The 19,850-nt window shown below is 69.5% G+C and carries 17 protein-coding genes and 2 pseudogenes; 8 read left to right on the top strand and 11 right to left on the bottom strand.

Going from position 1 to position 19,850, the window contains the following annotated elements:
• Positions 1-159 precede the first annotated feature (159 nt).
• Entirely contained in the window at positions 160-2,097 is a 1,938-nt protein-coding gene (locus ACFYVL_RS00995) for a chorismate-binding protein (protein WP_389240392.1), read from the top strand.
• A gap of 89 nt (positions 2,098-2,186) precedes the next feature.
• Here ACFYVL_RS00995 and ACFYVL_RS01000 read toward each other — a convergent pair whose 3' ends face one another.
• The 6 genes from ACFYVL_RS01000 to ACFYVL_RS01025 form a co-directional block, all read right to left on the bottom strand.
• Positions 2,187-3,635, bottom strand: a complete 1,449-nt coding sequence (locus ACFYVL_RS01000) for a flavin monoamine oxidase family protein (protein ID WP_389240394.1) — start codon at positions 3,633-3,635, stop codon at positions 2,187-2,189.
• A gap of 322 nt (positions 3,636-3,957) precedes the next feature.
• Complete coding sequence (locus ACFYVL_RS01005; protein WP_389240396.1) at positions 3,958-4,707, bottom strand: maleylpyruvate isomerase family mycothiol-dependent enzyme; 750 nt, start codon at positions 4,705-4,707, stop codon at positions 3,958-3,960.
• 93 nt (positions 4,708-4,800) lie between these two features.
• The gene (locus ACFYVL_RS01010; protein WP_389240398.1) at positions 4,801-5,199 is read right to left on the bottom strand and encodes a helix-turn-helix domain-containing protein; all 399 of its coding nucleotides are present in this window, start codon (positions 5,197-5,199) and stop codon (positions 4,801-4,803) included.
• Between the two features lie 525 nt (positions 5,200-5,724).
• Complete coding sequence (locus tag ACFYVL_RS01015) at positions 5,725-6,321, bottom strand: NADPH-dependent F420 reductase (RefSeq protein ID WP_389240400.1); 597 nt, start codon at positions 6,319-6,321, stop codon at positions 5,725-5,727.
• Between the two features lie 41 nt (positions 6,322-6,362).
• Positions 6,363-7,196 (bottom strand): inositol monophosphatase family protein, encoded by an 834-nt coding sequence (locus ACFYVL_RS01020; protein ID WP_389240402.1) that lies wholly within the window; start codon positions 7,194-7,196, stop codon positions 6,363-6,365.
• A 479-nt stretch (positions 7,197-7,675) separates the two neighbouring features.
• Positions 7,676-8,596: a LysR family transcriptional regulator gene (locus ACFYVL_RS01025; RefSeq protein WP_389240404.1), complete on the bottom strand. Its 921-nt coding sequence runs from the start codon at positions 8,594-8,596 to the stop codon at positions 7,676-7,678.
• A gap of 586 nt (positions 8,597-9,182) precedes the next feature.
• On the opposite strand from ACFYVL_RS01025, the gene ACFYVL_RS01030 reads away from it, so the two are divergent.
• Positions 9,183-9,383 (top strand): DUF6417 family protein, encoded by a 201-nt coding sequence (locus ACFYVL_RS01030; protein WP_389240406.1) that lies wholly within the window; start codon positions 9,183-9,185, stop codon positions 9,381-9,383.
• An 89-nt stretch (positions 9,384-9,472) separates the two neighbouring features.
• Here the strand turns inward: ACFYVL_RS01030 and ACFYVL_RS01035 are convergent, their stop codons facing one another.
• The 3 genes and pseudogenes from ACFYVL_RS01035 to ACFYVL_RS01045 all read right to left on the bottom strand — a co-directional run.
• Entirely contained in the window at positions 9,473-10,057 is a 585-nt protein-coding gene (locus tag ACFYVL_RS01035; protein WP_389240407.1) for a hypothetical protein, read from the bottom strand.
• 378 nt (positions 10,058-10,435) lie between these two features.
• A complete protein-coding gene (locus tag ACFYVL_RS01040) occupies positions 10,436-10,801 on the bottom strand; it encodes a VOC family protein (RefSeq protein WP_389240409.1) in 366 nt (121 codons plus the stop codon).
• A 300-nt stretch (positions 10,802-11,101) separates the two neighbouring features.
• A pseudogene (locus ACFYVL_RS01045) lies at positions 11,102-11,245 on the bottom strand (DUF2637 domain-containing protein); the annotation flags it as partial.
• Positions 11,246-11,671: 426 nt separating this feature from the next.
• On the opposite strand from ACFYVL_RS01045, the gene ACFYVL_RS01050 reads away from it, so the two are divergent.
• The 4 genes from ACFYVL_RS01050 to ACFYVL_RS01065 all read left to right on the top strand — a co-directional run bounded on the left by ACFYVL_RS01050 (position 11,672) and on the right by ACFYVL_RS01065 (position 16,270).
• A complete protein-coding gene (locus tag ACFYVL_RS01050; protein WP_389240411.1) occupies positions 11,672-12,070 on the top strand; it encodes a hypothetical protein in 399 nt (132 codons plus the stop codon).
• An 852-nt stretch (positions 12,071-12,922) separates the two neighbouring features.
• Positions 12,923-14,545, top strand: coding sequence for an alpha/beta fold hydrolase (locus ACFYVL_RS01055; RefSeq protein ID WP_389240413.1), 1,623 nt, complete (start codon positions 12,923-12,925; stop codon positions 14,543-14,545).
• A 433-nt stretch (positions 14,546-14,978) separates the two neighbouring features.
• A complete protein-coding gene (locus ACFYVL_RS01060; RefSeq protein WP_389240415.1) occupies positions 14,979-15,359 on the top strand; it encodes a hypothetical protein in 381 nt (126 codons plus the stop codon).
• Positions 15,360-16,063: 704 nt separating this feature from the next.
• Positions 16,064-16,270, top strand: a complete 207-nt coding sequence (locus ACFYVL_RS01065; RefSeq protein ID WP_389240416.1) for a hypothetical protein — start codon at positions 16,064-16,066, stop codon at positions 16,268-16,270.
• A 307-nt stretch (positions 16,271-16,577) separates the two neighbouring features.
• Here the strand turns inward: ACFYVL_RS01065 and ACFYVL_RS01070 are convergent, their stop codons facing one another.
• Positions 16,578-17,018 carry a hypothetical protein gene (locus tag ACFYVL_RS01070; protein WP_389240418.1) on the bottom strand — a complete coding sequence of 147 codons (441 nt, stop codon included), beginning with the start codon at positions 17,016-17,018 and terminating at the stop codon, positions 16,578-16,580.
• 186 nt (positions 17,019-17,204) lie between these two features.
• Between ACFYVL_RS01070 and ACFYVL_RS01075 the strand changes: the two genes are divergently transcribed.
• Together ACFYVL_RS01075 and ACFYVL_RS01080 are read left to right on the top strand one after the other, a co-directional pair.
• Positions 17,205-17,795, top strand: a complete 591-nt coding sequence (locus tag ACFYVL_RS01075) for an SMI1/KNR4 family protein (protein ID WP_389240420.1) — start codon at positions 17,205-17,207, stop codon at positions 17,793-17,795.
• A gap of 42 nt (positions 17,796-17,837) precedes the next feature.
• A pseudogene (locus tag ACFYVL_RS01080) lies at positions 17,838-18,557 on the top strand (transposase family protein).
• Between the two features lie 71 nt (positions 18,558-18,628).
• Here ACFYVL_RS01080 and ACFYVL_RS01085 read toward each other — a convergent pair.
• Positions 18,629-19,639, bottom strand: coding sequence for a quinone oxidoreductase family protein (locus ACFYVL_RS01085; protein ID WP_389240422.1), 1,011 nt, complete (start codon positions 19,637-19,639; stop codon positions 18,629-18,631).
• Positions 19,640-19,850: the final 211 nt, after the last annotated feature.

Below are 19,850 nucleotides of genomic sequence, written 5' to 3' on the forward strand. Positions count from 1 at the left end.
CCGACGGGGCTACGTGTTGCCCGTGGGGGCGAAGTCATGAGCCGCCCCGTCCGGCCGAAGTCATAAGGCCTCCCGTCGGACCGAAGTCACGAGCCGTACGCAAACCCATTGCCCCGGGCGGGCCCCCGCCGCGCGGCCGACCGGAAGGGAGTGCGGTCGATGAGGGCGACGACGGACGCGGACGTGCTGGAGCGGCTGTACGGGGCTGATGTGCCGCCCTTCGCGCTGCTGCACAGGCAGCGCCCCGGCCCCGGCCCGCGTGAACGGGCCCCGGTGGAGCTCCTGTTCGGGGAGCTGGAGACCGTTGGGTCGCTGGACGAAGCGGCTTCGCCGGACCGCGCGCCGGGGCCGGGGCTGCTGGCCCTGCTGCCCTTCCGGCACCTGGCCGAACAGGGGCTGCCGTGCCACGACGACGGGACTCCGGTGCGGGTGCTGCGGGTGCGCGAGCACCATGTCCTGGCCGAGGACGTCTTCACCGGACCGCCCCCCGCCGGGGCGCCGCCGGTGCGGTGGCGCGACGCGGGCTTCACGACGAGCGACGCCCAGTACGAGGACCTGGTACGGCGGTTCGTCGCGTCGGACGCGGCCCGGGGCGGACTGAACGTCCTGCTGCGCCGGGACTGGTCCGCGCGGCTGCCGGGATTCCGGCCTGCGGTGGCCGTGGAACTGTTCCGGCGACTGCTGAGCGCGGAGTCGGGCGCGTACTGGACCTTCGTCGTGCACACGGGGGGCCCACGGCCGCTCACCCTGGTGGGCGCGACCCCGCAGGGGCATGTGGGCGTCGAGGGCGGCCGGGTGGTGATGAATCCGCTGTGCGGCACGTACCGGCGGCCGGCGGAAGGGCCGCAGACCGAGGGCCTGCTCACCTTCCTCGCCGACCGCAAGGAGACGGAGGAGCTGGCGACCACGGTGGACGCGGAGCTGGCGGTGCTGTGCGGGCTGGCCGGGCCCGGGGTGCGGGTCGAGGGGCCGTTCCTGCGCGGGATGGCCCATCTGCTGCACACACAGTGCCGGATCAGCGGACCCGCGGCGGCCGGAGCACGGGAGACCCTCGCACGGGGCCTGCTGGCGTCGACGGTGGTGGGCAGCCCGTTCGCGGAGGCGTGCGGGGCCATCCACGGATACGAGTCGACCGGACGCGGCTACTACGGCGGTCTCCTCGCGCTGATCGGCCGCGACGGAACGGGAGCGGAGGAGCTGGACTCGGCGGCGGTGATCCGGACCCTGGTCGTGGACCACCGGGGCGAGGCGCGGCTGTCGGTGGGGGCGACCGTGGGCGGCCGGTCGTCGCCGCAGGCCGAGGCGGCCGAGACGAGGACCAAGGCACAGGCCGTGCTGACCGCCCTCACGGCGCCACCGCCGACCGCCGGGCAGGCGCGCACACCGCCCCTCCCCGTTCCCCCGGACCCCGACCTCGACAGCGCCGTACGGGAGGCGCTGGCCCGGCGGCACGCGGCGCTGTCGTCGTTCTGGACCGAGGGCACCCCCGGGCAGTCCGCGGGCGGCCCCACCGTGCTGGTGGTCGACCCGGGCGACGGCGTCCGGGACGGACCGGACTCCCCGCTGGCGGTCGGCCCGGACGGCGGCGCCCCGGGCGAACTGGCCTCCCTGCTGCACCTGGTGACCGCCGTGCACGGCCCCGCCGAGGTGATCCGCCACGACGCCCCGGGCGCGCCGGGCACCCTGCTCCGGCACCCGGGGCCCGTACTGATCGCGTCCGGGCCCGGCCGCCCCGACGACCCCGGGTGCGCGCGGATGGCGGCGCTGCGTCGCACCGCGGCGCTCCTGGTCAGGGACCGGGCGCCGGGCGGGCCGCCGGTGGCCGGGGTGGGCCTCGGCTTCCAGCTGCTGGCCCTGGCCGCCGTGCCGGACATCCGGGTCGTGGCCAGGTCCGGCGGCACCGGACTGGCGCGGGAGGTGGAGTTCTTCGGACGGCCGGTCACCGCCGCCTTCCGCAACGCCCACACCATCGTCTCGGGTCCGCAGCGGCGCGAGTTGGTCGCGCTGCACGAACAGGCCGTACGGGGCGTGCAGTTCCGCCCGGAGTCGGTACTGACCACCGACGGGGCCGGGGTGCTGCGCCGACTGCTCGGCTGACTGCCCGGCCCCGGCGGCGCGGGCTCCCGGCCCCGGCGGCGCGGGCTCCCGGCCCCGGCGGCGCGGGCTCGGGCCCCGGCGGCGCGGGCTCAGGACGCGTCGGCCGCCTCGCCGAGTTCCAGCAGGGTGCGGGCCGCGGACTCCAGGGCGAACGTCATCGAGCCGCCGTTGGGCTCGAACCCGGCGTGGTCACCGGCGAAGTGGACCCGCCCCTCGGGCCTGCGGATCACCGGCATCAGGGCGCTGTGCCCGCGCTCGGGCAGGATGTACGCGCCCTCGGCGTAGGGGCGCTGGTCCCAGCAGACGGACGTACCGGTCTCGAAGTGGTCGCGGGCGCCCGGCAGCATCCGTTCGACCTCTGTCAGTACGAAGCCGAGGCGCTCCTCCTCGGTCATGACCGACACCGCTCGGGCCCGCCATCCCGTCATCAGGCACTCCAGGATCTTGCGGGGGCCCGGGAGCTGGGGGGTGGCGTCGCGTATCCACCGTATGGGCAGGTCGGTGGAGAAGCTGGCGTTGTGCTGCGGCCAGAACTGGCGGCGCATCTGGAGGTAGACACGGACGATCGAGGCGTACTTCACCCGGCGCATCACGTCGTGCTTGGCGTCGGAGAGGCCCGCGTCGGTGAAGTCGATGTGCCGTATCGCGCTGAACGGGACGGTGACGACGACGCGTTCGGCCTCCAGGGTCCGCAGGCGGCCGTGGTCGAGGAAGGTGACCCGGGCCCGCTCCGTGTCCTGTTCGACGCGCACCACCGGGCGGCGGTAGTGGATACGGCTCTTGAGCCGCTCGGCGAAGGCCTGCGGGAAGCGGTCGGTGCCGTCCTTCACCTTGGCCCAGCGGGGGTCGGCGTTGCCCAGCGAGTGCGGGCTCGCCTCGTGGCGCAGCCAGGACAGCGCGGACGCCGCCTTCAGGTCGCCGCCGCGCATTTCCAGGAAGAGCGGCTCCATGAGGTCGATTGCCGCCTGGGAGGCGCCCCGTTGGGTGAGCACCTCGTGCACGGAGAGGTGGTCGTAGGGGGCGAGACCGTGGGTGACCGCCCAGTCGGGAGCGCTCAGGTCGGGCTGGAGGCTCTCGGCGACGGCGGAGACGTAGCGCTCGATCATGCCGGTGACGCCGAGGTCCTTCTCGTGCGGGTGCAGGTCGAGCCCGGCTCCGGCGACGGCGTCCGGGTCGGGGGTGAAGAAGCGGCCCCGGGCGAAGTAGGAGAACGTGGTGCCGAAGAGGTCGGCGGTGTCCGTCTCGACACCGAGTTCGCGCAGATAGTGCATGGCGTAGTGGCAGTGCGGGGTCAGCGTCATGGCGCCGGCCTCGGCGTGCAGGCCGTCGGCGAACGGCGCCCGCAGCGTGTACGCGCGCCCGCCGGGCCGGTCGGACGCCTCCAGGACCGTCACCTCGCAGTCACGGGCGGCGAGTTCGTGGGCGACGGCCAGTCCGGCGAGGCCGGCGCCGACGACGATGACGGACCGCGGGGGCCGCAGCCCCGGCAGCCCACTGTCGAAGGCACGGCGTACTTCGGTCTGGGTGGCTTCCCGCATGGAGTGCTCCGTTTCCGTGGTTCGGCGGCTCGACGGCCCCGCGGCCGGGCGCGGCAGCGACTCCCTGGCCGAACACCCGTACCCGCGACGCTCTCCGCTCGTCTACCACCTGCCACCGGGGCCATGTACGGACCGCCCGTCTTTGCCCTTCGCCCTCGGCCTTTCGCGGGCCCGGACAGCCCTTCGCGGGCCCGGACAGCGTGCCTCCAACAGGCTGTCCGGCGCGCACGGACCGGCACCGCGGACCGGCACCGCGGACCGGCGACCGGTCTTGACGGGAAGCGGTCCGTCCGCCCCGCAGCGGCCTTCTTCGGCTGCAACGTCAGTCCAGATTGGGCCAGTTCAGCAGGTTCTCCAGGATGGCGCGGTCGCCCTCGCTCCGCAGGCCGTCCCAGGGGATACGGCCGTGCAGCGCGAGCAACAGGTCGCTCGCGGATCCGTGGAGGCCGGCGTCTGTCTCATGGTGGCCTTCGACGAGGTGCGCACCCGACTTCGTCACGTCGAGCACCCATGACTCGCCCTCGGCGGCGTGCAGGCCGATCCGGGCAGGCTCGTGCGGCCAGGGGCCGGCGGTGCCGTGACTGACACCGACGAACTCGGCGATGCCGTCGAGTGCGACAACCGCCGGTAGCTCCTGCGGAGTTCCGGCTGCCAGCTGGGCGTCGAAGGCGTGGACGGCGGCCTCCTGGACCTGATGACGCGCCACGGCACCACTGGTCATCGGAACGTCGGAGCTGCCCCACCACGTCCAGCAGTTGACCGTGGAACCCGCGGCTCGCAGGGCGGCGATCAGCTCCTGGGTGGCTGCGGTCGAACGGGCCAGCAGGTCGGCCGACAGCGTGTCATCGGCCGGTGCCACGATCGGGGGCTTCTCGCTGGGACCGGCGAGGACCGCAGCCGCCCAGAACCGTTGCACCTCGGTGAGGTGCTCGACCAGGTCGCGGAGCGACCAGTCGGGGCAGCTGGGAACGCGGACTTCCAGATCGGGAGAGCTCTCGACGCTGCTGCGCAGTGCGGCGGAGCGGTCCTGGATGAGGGCCAACAGGTCCTGGAACGAAGGTGTCTGGGTCATCCCGGCTTCCTATCACCCGGCGCTGACATCGGCAGTGGTTTCAGGTCGGGGCCACCTCGCCCGCGTCGCGTCTCCGCCGCGCCGGTGGGGCGGTCACCAGCGACGCAGGGTGTGGCTGGGAGGTTCTCCGTACGTTCTGCGGTAGTCGGCGGCGAACCGGCCCGGGTGGTGGAAGCCCCAGCGGTAGGCGATGTCGGTGACGGTGCGAGCGGCGGGTTCGGCGCGTAGCAGGTCGCGGTGGGCGCGTGCGAGGCGGACTTCGGCAGCGGTCAGGTGCAGGGTGACGTCCGGCGGCATGGTGAAGTCGACGTAGCTCAGTCCTCCCGCGCTGATCTGGGAGATCGAGACCGGTGCGGTCAGGGACCCGGTCCTGGCCCGGGGCGGGCGCCCGGCCCGGTACATCGCGGCGATGAAGTCCTGCGCCTCGTCCGGGTCGGTGGTGGCGAACGTGAAGCGCTCGGGCGGAGGACCGTCCACCGGCACGTCGGACATGAGTGCCCCTCTCCTGCTGCCCTGCCTCCTCCACGAAAGGCTACTCGGCTCCTGCCCGGCGAACGGCGGCTGCACGGATTTGCCGCAGATGCTCAACTCCCCTAACGAACAGAGGACATACGGGATCGGAGCGATGGCAGAGAGTTCCGCCGACGCAGCGCCGAAGGCCTGCGGCTGTGGACACGGCACCGCACGGGGCGGGGCGGGGCAGCGGGGTCTGGGCCGCCCCGCCCCGGCACCGGCGGCTTACGTCGCCCACACCATCCTTCCCTCCCCAGCCCCGACCGCGCAGCACCCCGAGCGAAGTCCAGAACGCGCAGCTCAGCGCGGAGGACTGTCCACACAACGAAGTACAGGGCCGCCGAGCCGCCCCGGCCCGTGACACTCTCCGGCGCCCGGAGCGACCGTTGTGCGGAACAACGGCGGTGCCTGCGCCGGGAGCCCGAGGGCCCTGATGGCTGTTGGTTCGGCGGCTGCCTCCACGCCCTGCGGTCACCCTCCGGCACAGTTGCCCCGGCCGGAATTTCAGCGGGTGATCGAGAGGGCGAAGGGCGTGAATCCGCTGGCCCGGATCACGTGCGGGACGAAGAGGATCGCGGCCTCCGTGGCGCGGGCGGTCCGGATCCCGCCGAGGTCCGTGATCCATTCCTTGCGCCAGTTGAGGTCGGCGAGCAGCTCCCGGACGGCTTCCTTGGCCTGCGGATCGTCGCCGGAGAGGAAGGCGGTCGGCGGCTGGGTGAGCGCGCCGGGGGCCGTCATCACCGGGAAGAGCATGGTGTTGAGCGTCTTGACGACGTGTGTCGCCGGGAGCGCCTCCTGGAGTTGCTCGGCCAGGCTTGAGCCGGGATAGACCAGGTCGGCGGGCAGTCCGTCCGGCCCGTCGACGGTGGCGTTGGAGACGTCGATGAGGATCCTGCCCCGCAGTTCCTCGCGCAGCCCGGTCAGGAGTTCCAGCGAGCCGGAGCCCGGGGTGGCGTTGATGACGACCTGCGCGGTCCGGGCGGCCTCGGCGGCGGCGCCCGGCGCGCGGCCCGCCACTCTCACCGCATGGCCTGCCTGGGTGAGGGCCGCGGCCAGGTTGCCGCCGACACGGCCATTTCCGAGAACTGCGATCGTGGTCATGGTGATCTGGTCCTTCCGTACGTACAGGGTGGTGGGTGCGGTCAGCGGGAGAGTGTGGCGACGGCCTCGGCGTGGACGCCGGGCGCGGCGGCCAGGAAGCTCCCGCTCTGCGGGGTCCAGGGACGGCCCCCGGCGTCGGAGATCCGTCCGCCGGCCTCGGTGACGAGCAGCGCCCCGGGAAGCAGGTCCGCGCGGGCGCCGGCGAACTGCCAGAAGGCGTCCGTCCGGCCGGCGGCCACGTTCAGCAGGTGCAGCGTGGCGGGCACGGAAGTCCGTACGACGAGCGCGTCGAAGAGCATCGCGGTGATCGAGGAACCGACGCGCCGCACCACCTCGTCGTCCTCGTCCGGGCGGGCCTGGCTCGTGGCCACGAGGCTCAGGCTGAGGTCCGTGGTCCGGGACACGTGCAGCGGGCGGCCGTCGAGGTGGGCGCCGCCGCCGGTGAGAGCGGTGTAGGTCTCGCCCGTCAGGGGCAGGTGAACCGCGGTGAGCACGGGCTGGTTGTCGCGCACGAGCGTGGCGGTCACCGCCCACTCCGGCAGGGCGTGCAGGTGGTTGACGTTGCCTTCGGCCGGGTCCACGACCCACCACTCGCCGGGCGGCAGCGCGCCGCCGTCCAGTTCGTCCTCCACCCAGCCCGCATCCGGGCGCAGGCTCGTGAGGCGGGGGCGCAGGATGTCGAGGGCCGCGTCGTCGTTGACGGCGAGCGCACGCATCAGCTCTTCGCGACTCTCGTAGCGCACCACGTCGCCGAACCTCTGCCGCAGCACCGAACCCGCCTCGCGCACGGCGTTGGCGGTCTGGTCGAGCAGTTCCGTGTCGGACAGGGAGCCGACGGTTGCAGCAGCGGCGGTGGTCTGAACCGACTTGGACATGGAGAGCTCCCAATTCTTTGGGGGGACCAGGAAGGACCGGGCGGAACCGTGTTTCGTCCGCGCCCACATCCCGAAACTAGAAGGGCCCATCATTAACTTCAAGTGCATGTAAATCACTGTTGGGATGAGCCTCATGCAATTGAAATTGAACCTTCCCGGCGCGTCCCCGCACACCTGAAGGGAAGCGGGGGTTGCGGGGCTGCGGTGCTGCGGTGATGCGGTGCTGCGGTGCTGCGGTGCTGCGGTGCTGCGGTGCTGCGGTGCTGCGGAACACTGCGCGTCACCGCCTGCGGCCCGCGCAACGTGTCGGCACCTCGGCCGGATCCGGCACCTGACGAGGGGCCGGTTCCTGGCCCGTGGTCATGGCCCTGGCCTGTCGGTCACCCGACGGTGGCCGCATCGGTGATCCCGCCACACCGCTGGCTGCCTCGGAACTCCACTGCCCTTGGAAGGCAGACCGAGCGCATACGAGCGAAACGCTACTGGTCGGGAGTGTGAGGGGTGGCGAACACGTCCTTGAGGATCTGCGTCGCCAGGTTGCGCAGCCAGGTGTGGGCGGGGTCGTCGTCGTGGCGCTGGTGCCAGAGCAGGTGCAGAGGTACGGCGGGCAGTTCGAGCGGCAGCTGGAGGGTGGTCAGGCCCAGTTGGTGACAGGAGGCACGGGTGGCCGCGTCGGGCAGGGTGACCACCAGGCCGGCGTCATGGGCGAGTTGCAGTGCGGTGGCTGTGGAGGGGGCGGAGGCGATGACGCGGCGCTCGTGGCCAAGGGCTGCCAGCGCGTCGTCGATACGGTCGCGCAGGTTTCCGCGCCGGGAAACGGTGACGTGCTCGGCCGCCGCGTACCTCGCGACAGTCACCGTCTGTTCGGTGAGCGGATGCCCCTCCCGGACGGCGAGGACCAGCCTGTCGTGGCCGATGAGACGGTGACGGATGTCGGGCTGGGACGGCGGCCCGGCGCTGGAGGCCACATCGACATCACCACGGCGCAGCTCGGGAGTGTCGTCGCCGGGTTCGGCCGTGAGACGCAGTTGTACCCCCGGGGCCTGGCGGTGCACTGCGGCGATGAGGGCCGTCCCGCAGGTAGCGGTGAGGGCGTCGTGCCAGCGGACGGTGAACACCCGCTCCAGGGCAGCCAGGTCGAGTTCCGTGCGGGCGGAGAGCAGTTGGTGCGCCTGCTGTACCAGGGCGTGGACCTCGGTGCGCATGGCGAGCGCACGGGGCGTGGGCGTCATGTGGCGTCCGGTACGGACCAGGATCTGGTCACCGGTGGCTTTGCGGATACGGCCCAGCGAGCGGCTCATGGCCGGCGCGGTGACGTGGAGCCGGGCCGCGGCCCCCGCCACGCTGCCCTCCTCCAGGAGCGCATCCAGGGCGGTGAGCAGATTCAAATCCAATTGCATGGCAGTAACCATACGAGCCAAAACCATGCACTTTCTGTTAACAGCGGAGGCTTCTGGCTTCAAGCTGGGGGCCCGACAGGAACACCAGACATAGGCCCGCGTCCACCATGTTCGGTACGTACGCCACGACCACAGCCACGCCTTCTCACCCGGACCGGCCAAGACCACCTCGCCCAACAAGACCACAGCTCCCAGCATCGGTGGCCAGCGAGCCGAACAGCGGTACCCAGGCCGTGGCCAAGGAGTACGCCTGCGGCGTCAAACGCCACTTCGGACCAGTCGCCCAGGACAGCACCTGCGGCTGGTACCACCAGCCGCCCGGCCCGGGAACACGCAGGCAGACTCTCCAGCACCCCAAGGCGACCCTCTACCGGCCGGGCGGCTCCGCCTCCACCCGAGGCCCAGCCCCGCTCGTCCGCCCCCGGATCCCAGCCCGTAGGCAAGCGTAGGGCTGGGATCCAGGGTGGTCAGGGACAACGGACGGCCGTAACGACAGCGGCACTGTTCGAGGCAATGCCCGGGGCCAAGTGGGGGTGTCTGCTCTCCCCCGCGTATCCGCGCGAGGGCAAAAGACGTTGGAGAGATCATGACTCTCCCCGACGCCGCAGTACCGGCGCCCAGCATCCCCGCCCAGGACTCCGGCCCCCGCCTGGCCCTGTTCACCCACTCCGAGGCCCACGACCTCCTGCGCCTCCTCCAGCTCGTCACGGACGAGGACGACGAACTCGCCGAGGAAGCCAGCTGGTTCGCCCGCCAACTGGAGGCCCGCATCCCACCGGAGAACTGACCCGGCGCCCAGAGCGTCAGCGGGCCGCCCGATCGTGCGCGGCCAGGAAAGGGGCGGCGGCCGGGAGCACCGCGCCGCCGCCCGGCGTCTCAGCAGGCGCGCGTTTCGTGCGGCACGTAGTCGGTGACGGTCCACCCACTCGGCCGCTCCTCCACCGTCGCCGTCACCCTGTAGCGGCGCAACTGCCCACTCGGCGACGGGACCGGCCTGCTGGTCTGCCGGCTCAGGGTCTGCCACTTCGAGAGATCCACACAGTCCTCGACCGTCACGGCCGGGGACGTGCCGTGCTCGTCGAACAAGGCGACCTTCGCGTCGTGGCCCACCTCGCCCCGCACAACGGTGTGCTCGCGGCGCAGGTCGGCCAGGTCCTGGCGGAACCGCGACAGGGCGCCGTCCGTCGCGTACTTCGCCAGACCGGTGCCCTTCGCGTCGGCCTTGCCGTACGCCTTCCTCCGCTCCACCCACATCGCCCTGTACGCGGTAAGCGCCGCCGTCTCATGCGCGGCCCGCGCACCTGCTGGCGGCGCCGTGGTCCGGGCCGGGGCTTCGGCGGTGGGGGTGCGTCGCAGGACGTCGATCGTGGTTACTTCGCGGTGCCCGCCACCGCACCCGGTCAGGGCCAGCGCGAGCGTGAACACGCCGCCAGCCAGCGTCCGCCGTGCCGTCGCACCCATCAGCCGCCCCCGGGATCATCGAGTAGATCGATTAGGCGGTCACCGTAACGCCCCGTCCCCGGGCGTTCACCCACGTACACACAACCCCCGCACCGACTGCCCGCGCCGCACAACCTCGCGCACATGGGCAGGCATCTCCACCCGAAGCGGAGTGTCCAACAGCACGGCACACGGCCGACAAGGGCCAAAACCACTCCGACCGGCAGGAACGAAAATGCGCGTAATACCCGCAGCAGGGCCGGGCCGGGGCGACCACCCAGGACACCGGCTGAGGCTCTGGTGCTCAAGGGAGTCTCCCTCACGGCGGGAAAGGGTCCACTCGCGGCCCGCCTATGGCTTCGCTCCCGCCGGTGCGGACGGCCGACCCCTCCAACAGGTTCAGGGCAGATGGCATACGGCCTCGACATTGTTGCCGTCAGGATCACGGACAAAGGCCCCGTAGTAGGACTCGTGGTACTCCGGCCATAGCCGGGGCGCATGCAGGCTCTCTGCACCAATTGCGAGAGCAGCTGCATAGAAAGCGTCGACAGCGGCGCGGTCGGCCGCGACGAATGCGATGTGCAGCTCCCGCGAGGGTGAGACGTCGGTCGCGGGGACCAGCCACAACGGGTGGCCCGTGACACCGAAGCTCACGTTCGCACCGAACCGCTTCTTCGCCTCGCCACCCAGCGGAGCAAGCACGGCGGCGTAGAAGGCAGAACTGGCCGCGATGTCGTGCACCTGAATAGCTACGTGATCCAACATGCGTCAACTGTCCACTACAGCAAGGAACTTGTCGCACCGTTTCCCTGACCCCCTCTGGGATCAGCCAAGGAGAAGGGGGCGTAGAACGCGGTGCTGTCCGTCGGCAGACGCCGCAGGATGGCGCGGGTGTCGGTCGGAGGCAAGTTCCGGAACGGTGGACATTGTCCGGCGGACGAAAGGTGCGGGCTGCTCGTCGTGCAGCGGTGGCAGGAGGGCGGGTTCGATGCCGGCGGCGGCAGGCCGACCGCCGCGGTGTCCGCGAGGGATACGCCGATCTTGGCGAGCCGCAGCGGCATCAGCGCCTCGACGGATGCCGATCGGGAAGACGTAACTGAAGTTGCCGAAGCCCTTCTCCAGGGCCAGCTCGCGCACCGCCGCGTACGAACCCGCGAAACCGATGCCCGCGACAACCACTCCACCGACAACCACCACACCGATCAGCATTCGGTGCGCCAAGCACAGCCGCGCCTGCTCAGCCAACGTGCGCACCCGCAGGTCAGGCACGTGTCTGCCGCTCCGTTCCTATGGCCAATGACCGCGCCAGTCCGACGCCAACAACACTCCACACTCCATCTGACCTGTTCAAACGCGCACCGCCCAGCCCCGCACCTCCCTCACGGTTCCCGACCACCTCAGACCTGATCCCTCCACCCAACTCGACACCTCGGCCACCGAATTCAACCAGTCCTCCAAAGCTCCCGGATTCGGTTCGAATTCCTGGCCAAGCCGGTGGGTGAGTCGCATTGATGTGCTGGCGTGCTCGGCGGCCGCGACTTTCAGGACCCGTTCACCGCCTCACACATCGACGGGCTGTCTCGTCGGAGTAGTGAAGAGATCCTCCGGCACATGGAACGAACGAAGGAGTAGATAGTGAAGCGCACAAAGTCGCTTTCCGGAATCAGCAGGGTCGGTCTGGCCTTGGGAACTGCCACCACGCTCGTCGTCGGGTTCAGCGGCGTTGCTCACGCCGACGATACGAGGCTGAACCTGTATCACGGTGGGCACAAGATGGGCTATATCGAGCACGAGGACGAAGAGCCCGACAGCTTCAGGGTCTGCGACACCTACCGGAACGGCCACGGTGTGACCGGCAGCCTCTGGATCTTCTTGGTATATCCGGTCAACAAGTGGCACAAGCTCGACGAAGTCAGCGACGGTGGCGACGCAAATTGCGGAAAGTTCACCCATGACCTCAGCAACAGCCTCTACCAGTTGCGGATCGAGGGACACGGCGGTACCGGAATAGCCCTGAAGAACTTCAAGGAATGACCCAGACCGGATAGGAGCGCCTTCTGGGGTGCCCGCTGTGGCTGCGCGGGGGAAGGCCGGCGACGCTAGTGGAGGCCTTCCCCCGCACCTGACCCACAGGACTGGATTTCCCGCATGTGTAACGAGATCGGTGCGTCCGAGACCAGCACGGAAGGGTGCGGATTCTCTGAAGTGATGGTCGGGACCAGGCGGCGAGGCTGTAGTGAAGCCGCATCCGACGGCGGTTCCTTCTCGTCCTTCGCTGCTCGGAACCCTCACCCAGGGCACGGTGCTGCGTGCACTCTTCCATCGCAGCGATACCGCTCTACGTATTCAGTGGCTCCCGCGTCGACGAACTCCTCGGGGTCCCCCCAGGACACAACGACTGGGCACAACGCAAGCACTGCCAGGAGTGCCTGAACCCCCGCCGGGAATTGTGTCCCGAGCACGAGGACGACGATGCAGCCCCGAAAAAACGGGCGGAGTTGGAGGAGCACTTCGACGAACGCAAGGTCGAACTGGGCAACTGTGATCGCACCTATGGATCACCCTGCCAGCATGAACACGCCTGCGTACGATGCCCAACGCTGCAGGTCGCCCCGGCGATGTTGACGAGGCTCGCTGAGATCGAGAAGGACCTGATGCTCCCTCGCAATCGAGGCGAGGAGGAGCAGTGGCTCGGTGAGACAGAGGGCACCGACCTGACCCTGACCTCTGTCCGCACCAAGCAGCCGACACAGCTCGTCTCACGCGCCGAACCCCCGTCGGCCTCGGCATCCCAACACTCCCGCCCCCGAACGGATGACGGCCACGCCCGGACGCCGCCAACGACACCCCCGACGAACAGAAACCACCTCGTGAGTGAATAGACACATGCTCTTCGACTTCACGCACGAACACGACCGTGAACAGCTCAGAGGTGTGTACGGCGGCGATCCTTCCGGGGTCACCGCCGTGGTGCTGCATGGCGCAGGCACCAGCAGCATGGAGCGACTGCTCCCGCTGGTACGGGAGTTCGTGGCTCATGGCTGCCGAGGGATCGCCTTCGACTTCTCCGGGCACGGCGAAAGCACAGGGAAGCTGGGCGAGTTGAGCCTGCGACGACGGTATGAGCAGGCAGTCTCGGTGATCGACGCGTACGGCGGGGCGGAGGGGCCGCTGGTGCTGGTGGGTTTCAGCATGAGCGGGCAGACGGTGGCTGATCTCGTCCGGCACTACGGGGATCGAGTGGGGGCGCTGGGGATGTGCGCGCCCGCCGTGTACGCCGCCGAGGCGTGGGACGTGCCCTTCGAGGACGGGAACGGCCGGTTCAGCGGGATCATCCGGAAGCCGGAGAGCTGGCGGGAGGCGCCCGCCCTTGAGGTACTGCGGGCGTACGAGGGCCGGGCGGTGCTCGCCGTGCCGGGCACGGATGCGGTGATCCCGCCCGCGGTGACCGAGTCCGTGCAGGACGCCCTGGTCGCGCGCGCCCAGTACACGCGGTTCGACCTGCCGGACGCCCAGCACCAGCTGGGAATGTGGTTCCGCGACAACGACGACGACCGGCGGAAATTCGTTGAGGCGGTGCTGACCGGCATCGACGACCGTGGCTGGACGGCCACGCGCGCGTGGGTGACCAAGCAGCTCGACCATGGCCGGACGGTCGCCGATTCCCATCTGCTGTCCGGCGGCTGGAGCTCCCAGATGCGCCGGCTCACGCTCGACGACGACACGGACCTGGTGCAGCGCACCTTCGTGAAACCGTTCTTCCGCCACCACGCACCCGGGCTGCTGGCCCGTGAGGCGTCCGCCCTGGAACTGCTCGCCGAGCAGGAAGGCATCCCGGCGCCCCGTCTCGTCGCTGTGGACGCCACGGCCGAACACTGCGACCACCCGACCCTGTTGATGTCCGCGCTGCCGGGCCGCGTCCGCGTCGACGAGGACGACCTCGACCGGCGTCTGAACCTGCTCGCGGCCCAGCTCGTCCGCGTCCACGACGTCGTACCGGCCGATAGACCGCGCACGTACCAGGCGTGGACGTCCCCGGAACGCGTCCGCGCCCCCGACGGCCCGCTGTGGAAGCGGGCCGTGGACGTGATCCGCCGCGACCCGCCGCCGTACGCCGGTTGCTTCCTGCACCGCGACTTCCACCCCGGGAACGTGCTCTTCACGGGAGCCGGGCCGGGACTGCGGATCAGCGGTGTCGTCGACTGGGTCGAGACCTCCTGGGGACCCGCCGACCTGGACGTCGCGCACTGCTCGACGGCGCTCGCACTGCTGCACGGGCCGGCGTACGGGCTGGACTTCCGCGACCGGTACGAGGCACAAGGCGGCCGGGACCTCGCCGACGACCCCTGCCACCTGTACTGGCGCCTGCTCGACGCCCTGCACTACTGCCCCGACGCGGCCAAGCTGGCCGGACCGTGGCGTGACCTGGGGCGGGACGACCTGACGTCCAAGGTGCTGGGAGAACGGCTGGAGGCGTACGTGGACGGCCTGCTCCGGCGATACGGCTGACCGGCCCCGGAACGCCGGTCCGTCACCGCCCCGAGGAGGCGCAGGCGTCCTGGCAGGTCTTCCGCAGATCCCGCGTCAGCCTCAACCGCATGAGCGTCATCACCAAAGCCGTCCTCGCTGGTCCTCCTCCTCACTCTCTTCCTTGTTGCTTGAACAGGTATCAGGTATAGCGAGACATTTTGCTCACCGCCTGCCAATACTCTCAAGGAATTCGGCCAATTGGTCACGCCATCCCCTAATCGTCACCAATTCATTCGGGCGTATTTATTCGTGACTTGTCGCCCATTCCTGCATAGACAGACGGAAGTGGGCGGTGTTAGCGTGACGCACCTCAGGGGTGACGGTGAATAATCACCCAAGATTCCACAAGGGGACGTAATTGAAATCGAAAAGCCGCATTCTGATAACGGCAGCCGCCACTGCCGCCGCAACCTTGTTCAGCATCACGCAGGCCACCGCCCTGACCCAGGAGCGGGACCTCGCATCCGCGACGTCGAGCTCCACCAGCGGACCCTGGAAGTGCACCAATAATGTTTACGCCGAAGTCTGCTTCAGCGAAGACGGTGACTGGTTCAAGATCAAGGACAAGGAAGCTGACGGGCACTCCGGCGTCGTCCACTGGAGCGTGATCGAGCCGAACGGCTACACGATCAGGTACGGATATATTTACAACGCGTCCGGAAACGGCACGGTCAGGTACAAGAACAAGAACCTCCCCGAAGGCAAGGCCATTCTCATTCAGCCGTGCCACGGAGACTGGGGCAAGGACGAACGCCCGTCCGGCTGCACGGGACAGTTCTACGCGGGAACCTGACAGACGGTTCTGCAAGCCGCTGGGCAACGCCGTCATCATGGGTTCCATTCCCGCATCTACCTACGATGACCGGCCTCCGACCAGATAAATTGGCCGGGGGCCGAACTTGTCTGCCTTGCTATTGTGAACCGTGATTGTCCGTCAGCTCCTGACCGAGCAGGCACGGGAATCTCCTGCAGGAACTACTCGCCGCCGGCGCTGCACCACGTTGAAGCCCTGACCTGAAGAATCGATCTCCATCTGCGCAAGGGATGCCGAGCCGCTATGCGGACCGGCATTCCGGCGTCCCGGGAACGTGAAGAGAATGCCTCTGCATCACCGCGTGCTCTTACTCGCGAGCCTCGCGCTCACCGCGACCCAAATCGTTCTCGCTGTGGCCTACTTCTTCTGGTTCCTTCCCGCTTTCTCCGGCGGAATCGGACCCGACGACGAAACGTATACATCGACTGCATCCAGCAATGTGATCACGTTGATCTCGCTCAGCACGGGCGCGGTTGTCGTGGCCTTGGACTGGTGGGGCTGCCGGGGAATTCTGGGCTCCCTGCGTCACCGCGTGTCCGCCTCCCGACCGCTCACCGCGGCATGCGCGGCGCAACTACTGCTCGTCGGTTGTGCCGTTATGACCCGATGGACACTTCCGGCGGTCGCATGTTGTACGGCGCTTCTGTTGCTTTTGTCGTGCCTTTGGTTCGACCGACGCGGGTTTGCGCAGCGGCGAGTTGATGCGTAATGGCGGCACCCCGGCGGTCGTCCGCTATCACGCGGACAATCCGCGGGTGGCCGTCCGCGAAGAAGACCTCGGGGGCGGCGGCACGGCCCTGCTGGCAGCATTTTCGGGCGGAATGGCCCTGCTCTTCCTGCTGATGTCGGTCGTGGGGCTGGTCCAGAAGTTGCCGCAACGACGGGACTGACTCGACTTCCTGGCCAGGCTCCGCAAGGGTCTGGACCGACGACGAGTCAGCGGAGCCCCAGCAGATCCGGTGCAGTGCGCCGCTGCTCTCCCTCTCCCTGCGCACCTGGGTCGAGGACAACGTGCGCGAGAAGGATCGGCGTCCGACTGCGTCATCCAACGCATGTTGGCTTCACGTGCTGCCCCCCCACACACAGGGCTGACCGACATCTCCCCCAGCTGGGCCGGGCCATGGCCGCGCTGCGAGCAGGGGTGCCGTTGCCGCCCGTGAGCCGGCACGGATGCGTCCCCTGCTCCGCCGGAGCGTGTCAGACGAGGTTGCTCACCCAGCCGGAGCAGGTGCCCGCAGTGATCAGCTTCGTGTCCCAGTGACCCAGGCAGACGCGGAAGCGGATGGTGGCGCTCTCGGGGAAGTTCTTGTTCATGTAGCGGTCGGTGGAGACGCCGTCCGCGTTGAAGATGGCGCCCCAGCGACTCCCCACCTCACAGTCCACGACGGCGGAGGAGCCATCGGACTTCCCGTCGTAGACAGAGAACCAGTCGCCCGTGGGGTCGAAGCAGGCCCGGTACTTGATGCCGCCGTTCTCCATTTTGACGGCGCACTTGACCCACTCGCCGTCGTGACGGGTGACGGTGGCGCGGTCGACCTCCCGGGCGGCGGCGTTGGCCTGGGTGACGGTGAGCAGAAGCGCGGCGGAAAAGGTGCCCGCGACGGCGCCTATTCGCTTGAGCTGACGGTTCTTGAGCACAGGCCTCCTTCGTTGGGCGGTGTCCAACAGGGTGTCGGCGAACGAGGCTAGCTACGGGAAGTTCGTCGATCAAGCATGTGTTCGAGAACGGGTTGGCTCGCTCCGCACTCAGATGGTTGGTATACCCATGTAACTGGGGCAAGCGTGCACTCTGGGCATATCCAGGCTGTCTCGCTCGGATCCTGCATGATGACCAGCGTGAACACGGAAGCCTGTGACCCAGCGGAGTTGGCCGCCCTCCGCGAGATTTTCACGTCCCGTCCCGATGCGCTGCCGCCGATCGGCTCTGCTGCGGTGCGGTCCTTCGAGGCGGAACACGGCATTCTGCTTCCGGAGCCGTACCGCACCTGCGTGGCGGAGGTCTGCGACGGACTGCGTGCGGGACCGCCCCACTACGGCCTGCTGCCCCTCGCGCGAACGCCCAAGGACTGGGGCTCGGGCCGCCCTGAACGCTTGCTCGCCGAACCCTTTCCCCTCACAGCAGCTTGGCTGTGGGAGGCGGAGGGCGACGAGGCGGCTCTGTCTGAGCAGGAGTTCGAAGACCGGACAGCCCCCGTGTACGACCACGGCTCACTGCTGTTGGGCACAGACGGCTGCGGCATGTACTGGCATCTGATCGTCACAGGACCCGAGCGCGGTCACGTGTGGCTGATCGACGAGAACGGCGCGATACCGTTCGGCACCCGGCCCGGTACCTGCCTCATGCCGGGTCCGCCCGGTTTCCTGGGCTGGGCGACCCGCTGGGCTCAGGGCCGCTCCTGGTTCGCGGACGCCTGAGGGCTGTCCCGTAAGTGATCTTGCGGCGCGATGGTCTTGACCGTGGCTGGTGTGGTCACGGCGTCCGTGCCGTCCTGGATGGAGCCGTTCACCGGGCTGAGCCCGCGCACCTTCGGCAAGTTGGTGTCCCAGCTCCGCCGCGAGGGCGCCGACGCTCCGGGCCGGGGGCGACCGAGGAAGTTGGCACTGGAGGACGGGTGCTGTTGGTCGCCGCCTACTGGCGGGCCCACCTGACGCTACGTCAACTGGGCCTGGTGTGCGGGGCGTCGAAGTCCGCCGCCGACCGCGCCATCGCCCGTCTCAGGCCGAAGCTGGCGCTGCAGCCCATTAGGCGGTTCGCGAAGGGCACGGTGCTGATCGTGGACGGCACCTTGGTGCCGACCCACGACCACAAGGTGGCCGGGCAACCGCCGCGGCTCTCGGGCGCGGGCCGAGTCCGGCGCCAAGGCCGCCGTCGGCTAGAGCACCACGTTCGCTGACGGCGGCCACCCAGCCGGGCACCGGGCCGCTCATGCCGCACCGCCGCCGCAGGGGCGAGGAACTGCCCGACTGGGAACAGGCCCGCAACAAGTCCCACAAGCAGGTACGTCCGCGTCGAGCACACCTTCGCCCGCATGGAGACGTACAAGATCCTGCGTGACTGCCGCCCGTGCGGCGACGGCGTCCACCGCGCCATGCTCGGCACCTCCCGCCCGCCCGCACAACCTCAACCTCGCCGGGTGGGCGGGCAGACCGAACCTCTGGCGGACGCCCGCGCACTGAGCGGGTCATCGTGACGGCACCCCAGCATGGGCCCCAGGTAACCCCGCCGTGTCACCCAGCGGAACCCCGCATCAGCTGCGCGTCCCCTCGCGGTATCCCATAGCTGCTGCATCCGGTACGACGAGCAGCTTGCCGGTGGTACGCCGAGCCTCCAGATCGCTGTGGGCCCGAGCGGCCTCGGACAGTGGGTAGCGGGCCGTTACGGTCACCTCAAGCGCCTCGGCGCGCACCCACGCGAACACATCGGCGGCGCGTCGCAGCAGTTCGGACCGATCGGCGATGAAGTGTCCGAGGCTGGGCCGGATCAGGGACAGCGAACCGCCCTGGGCGAGCCGCATCGGATCAAACGGCGGCACGGCACCACTTGCGGCGCCGAAGAGTACGAGATGGCCGCGGGTTCGCAGGCTGGCGAGGCTCGCGTCGAAGGTGTGCGCGCCGACGCCGTCGAAGACAACCGGCAGTCCCTGGCCGCCGTTGAGCCGTCTCACCTCGGCTGCGAGATCCTCGACTGCGGAGTAGAGGATCACCTCGGCGGCCCCGGCACGCTTGACCAACTCGGCCTTCGCCGCGGTCGACGTCGTGCCGATCACTCTGCCGCCGAGGTGGGTGATGAGCTGGGTCAACAGAAGCCCCATGCCACCAGCAGCCGCGTGCACGAGCACCGTGTCGCCCCGCTGGACCGGGTATGCGTCTGTGACGAGATAGTGCGCGGTCATCCCTTGCAGGAGCACCGCGGCAGCGGTCTCGAAGCCGATGTCGTCGGGCAGCGGAACCAGCCGCGAGGAGTCCACGACGGCCCGCTCGGCATAGGTGCCGGGAATCTCCACCCAACCGACCCGGTCCCCCACGGCGACGTCAACCACGTCCGGCCCGACTTCGACGACCGTGCCGGCACCCTCAGTGCCCGGGGTGAAGGGCAGCGGGAGGACGTATCGACCCTCGCGCTGGTAGACGTCGAGGAAGTTGACCCCGGATGCGGCCACCTCCACGACCGCCTCGCCCGGACCCGGCCGTGGCTGGTCCACAACGGCCTCCTGGAGCACCTCGGGACCGCCCACTTCGTACACCTGAATCGCTCGCATGACCCTCCAATAGTGGCTCTCATCCCCACCAACCCCGTTGATGGGGATCCGATTCCCGGCATGCAGATCCCCGGCATGCAGATCAACGCCCGGCGGCGTCAACGCAACGGCAGCAGGGCCCGCCCCCGTAACTCTCCTCGGGGGCGGGCCCTGCGCTGTTCGTTAGGGGAAGGTGCGGTTGGCCGCAGCTCTTGTGCTGGTCATGGTGGGG

Source organism: Streptomyces sp. NPDC004111 (assembly GCF_042874215.1).
Lineage (GTDB): Bacteria > Actinomycetota > Actinomycetes > Streptomycetales > Streptomycetaceae > Streptomyces.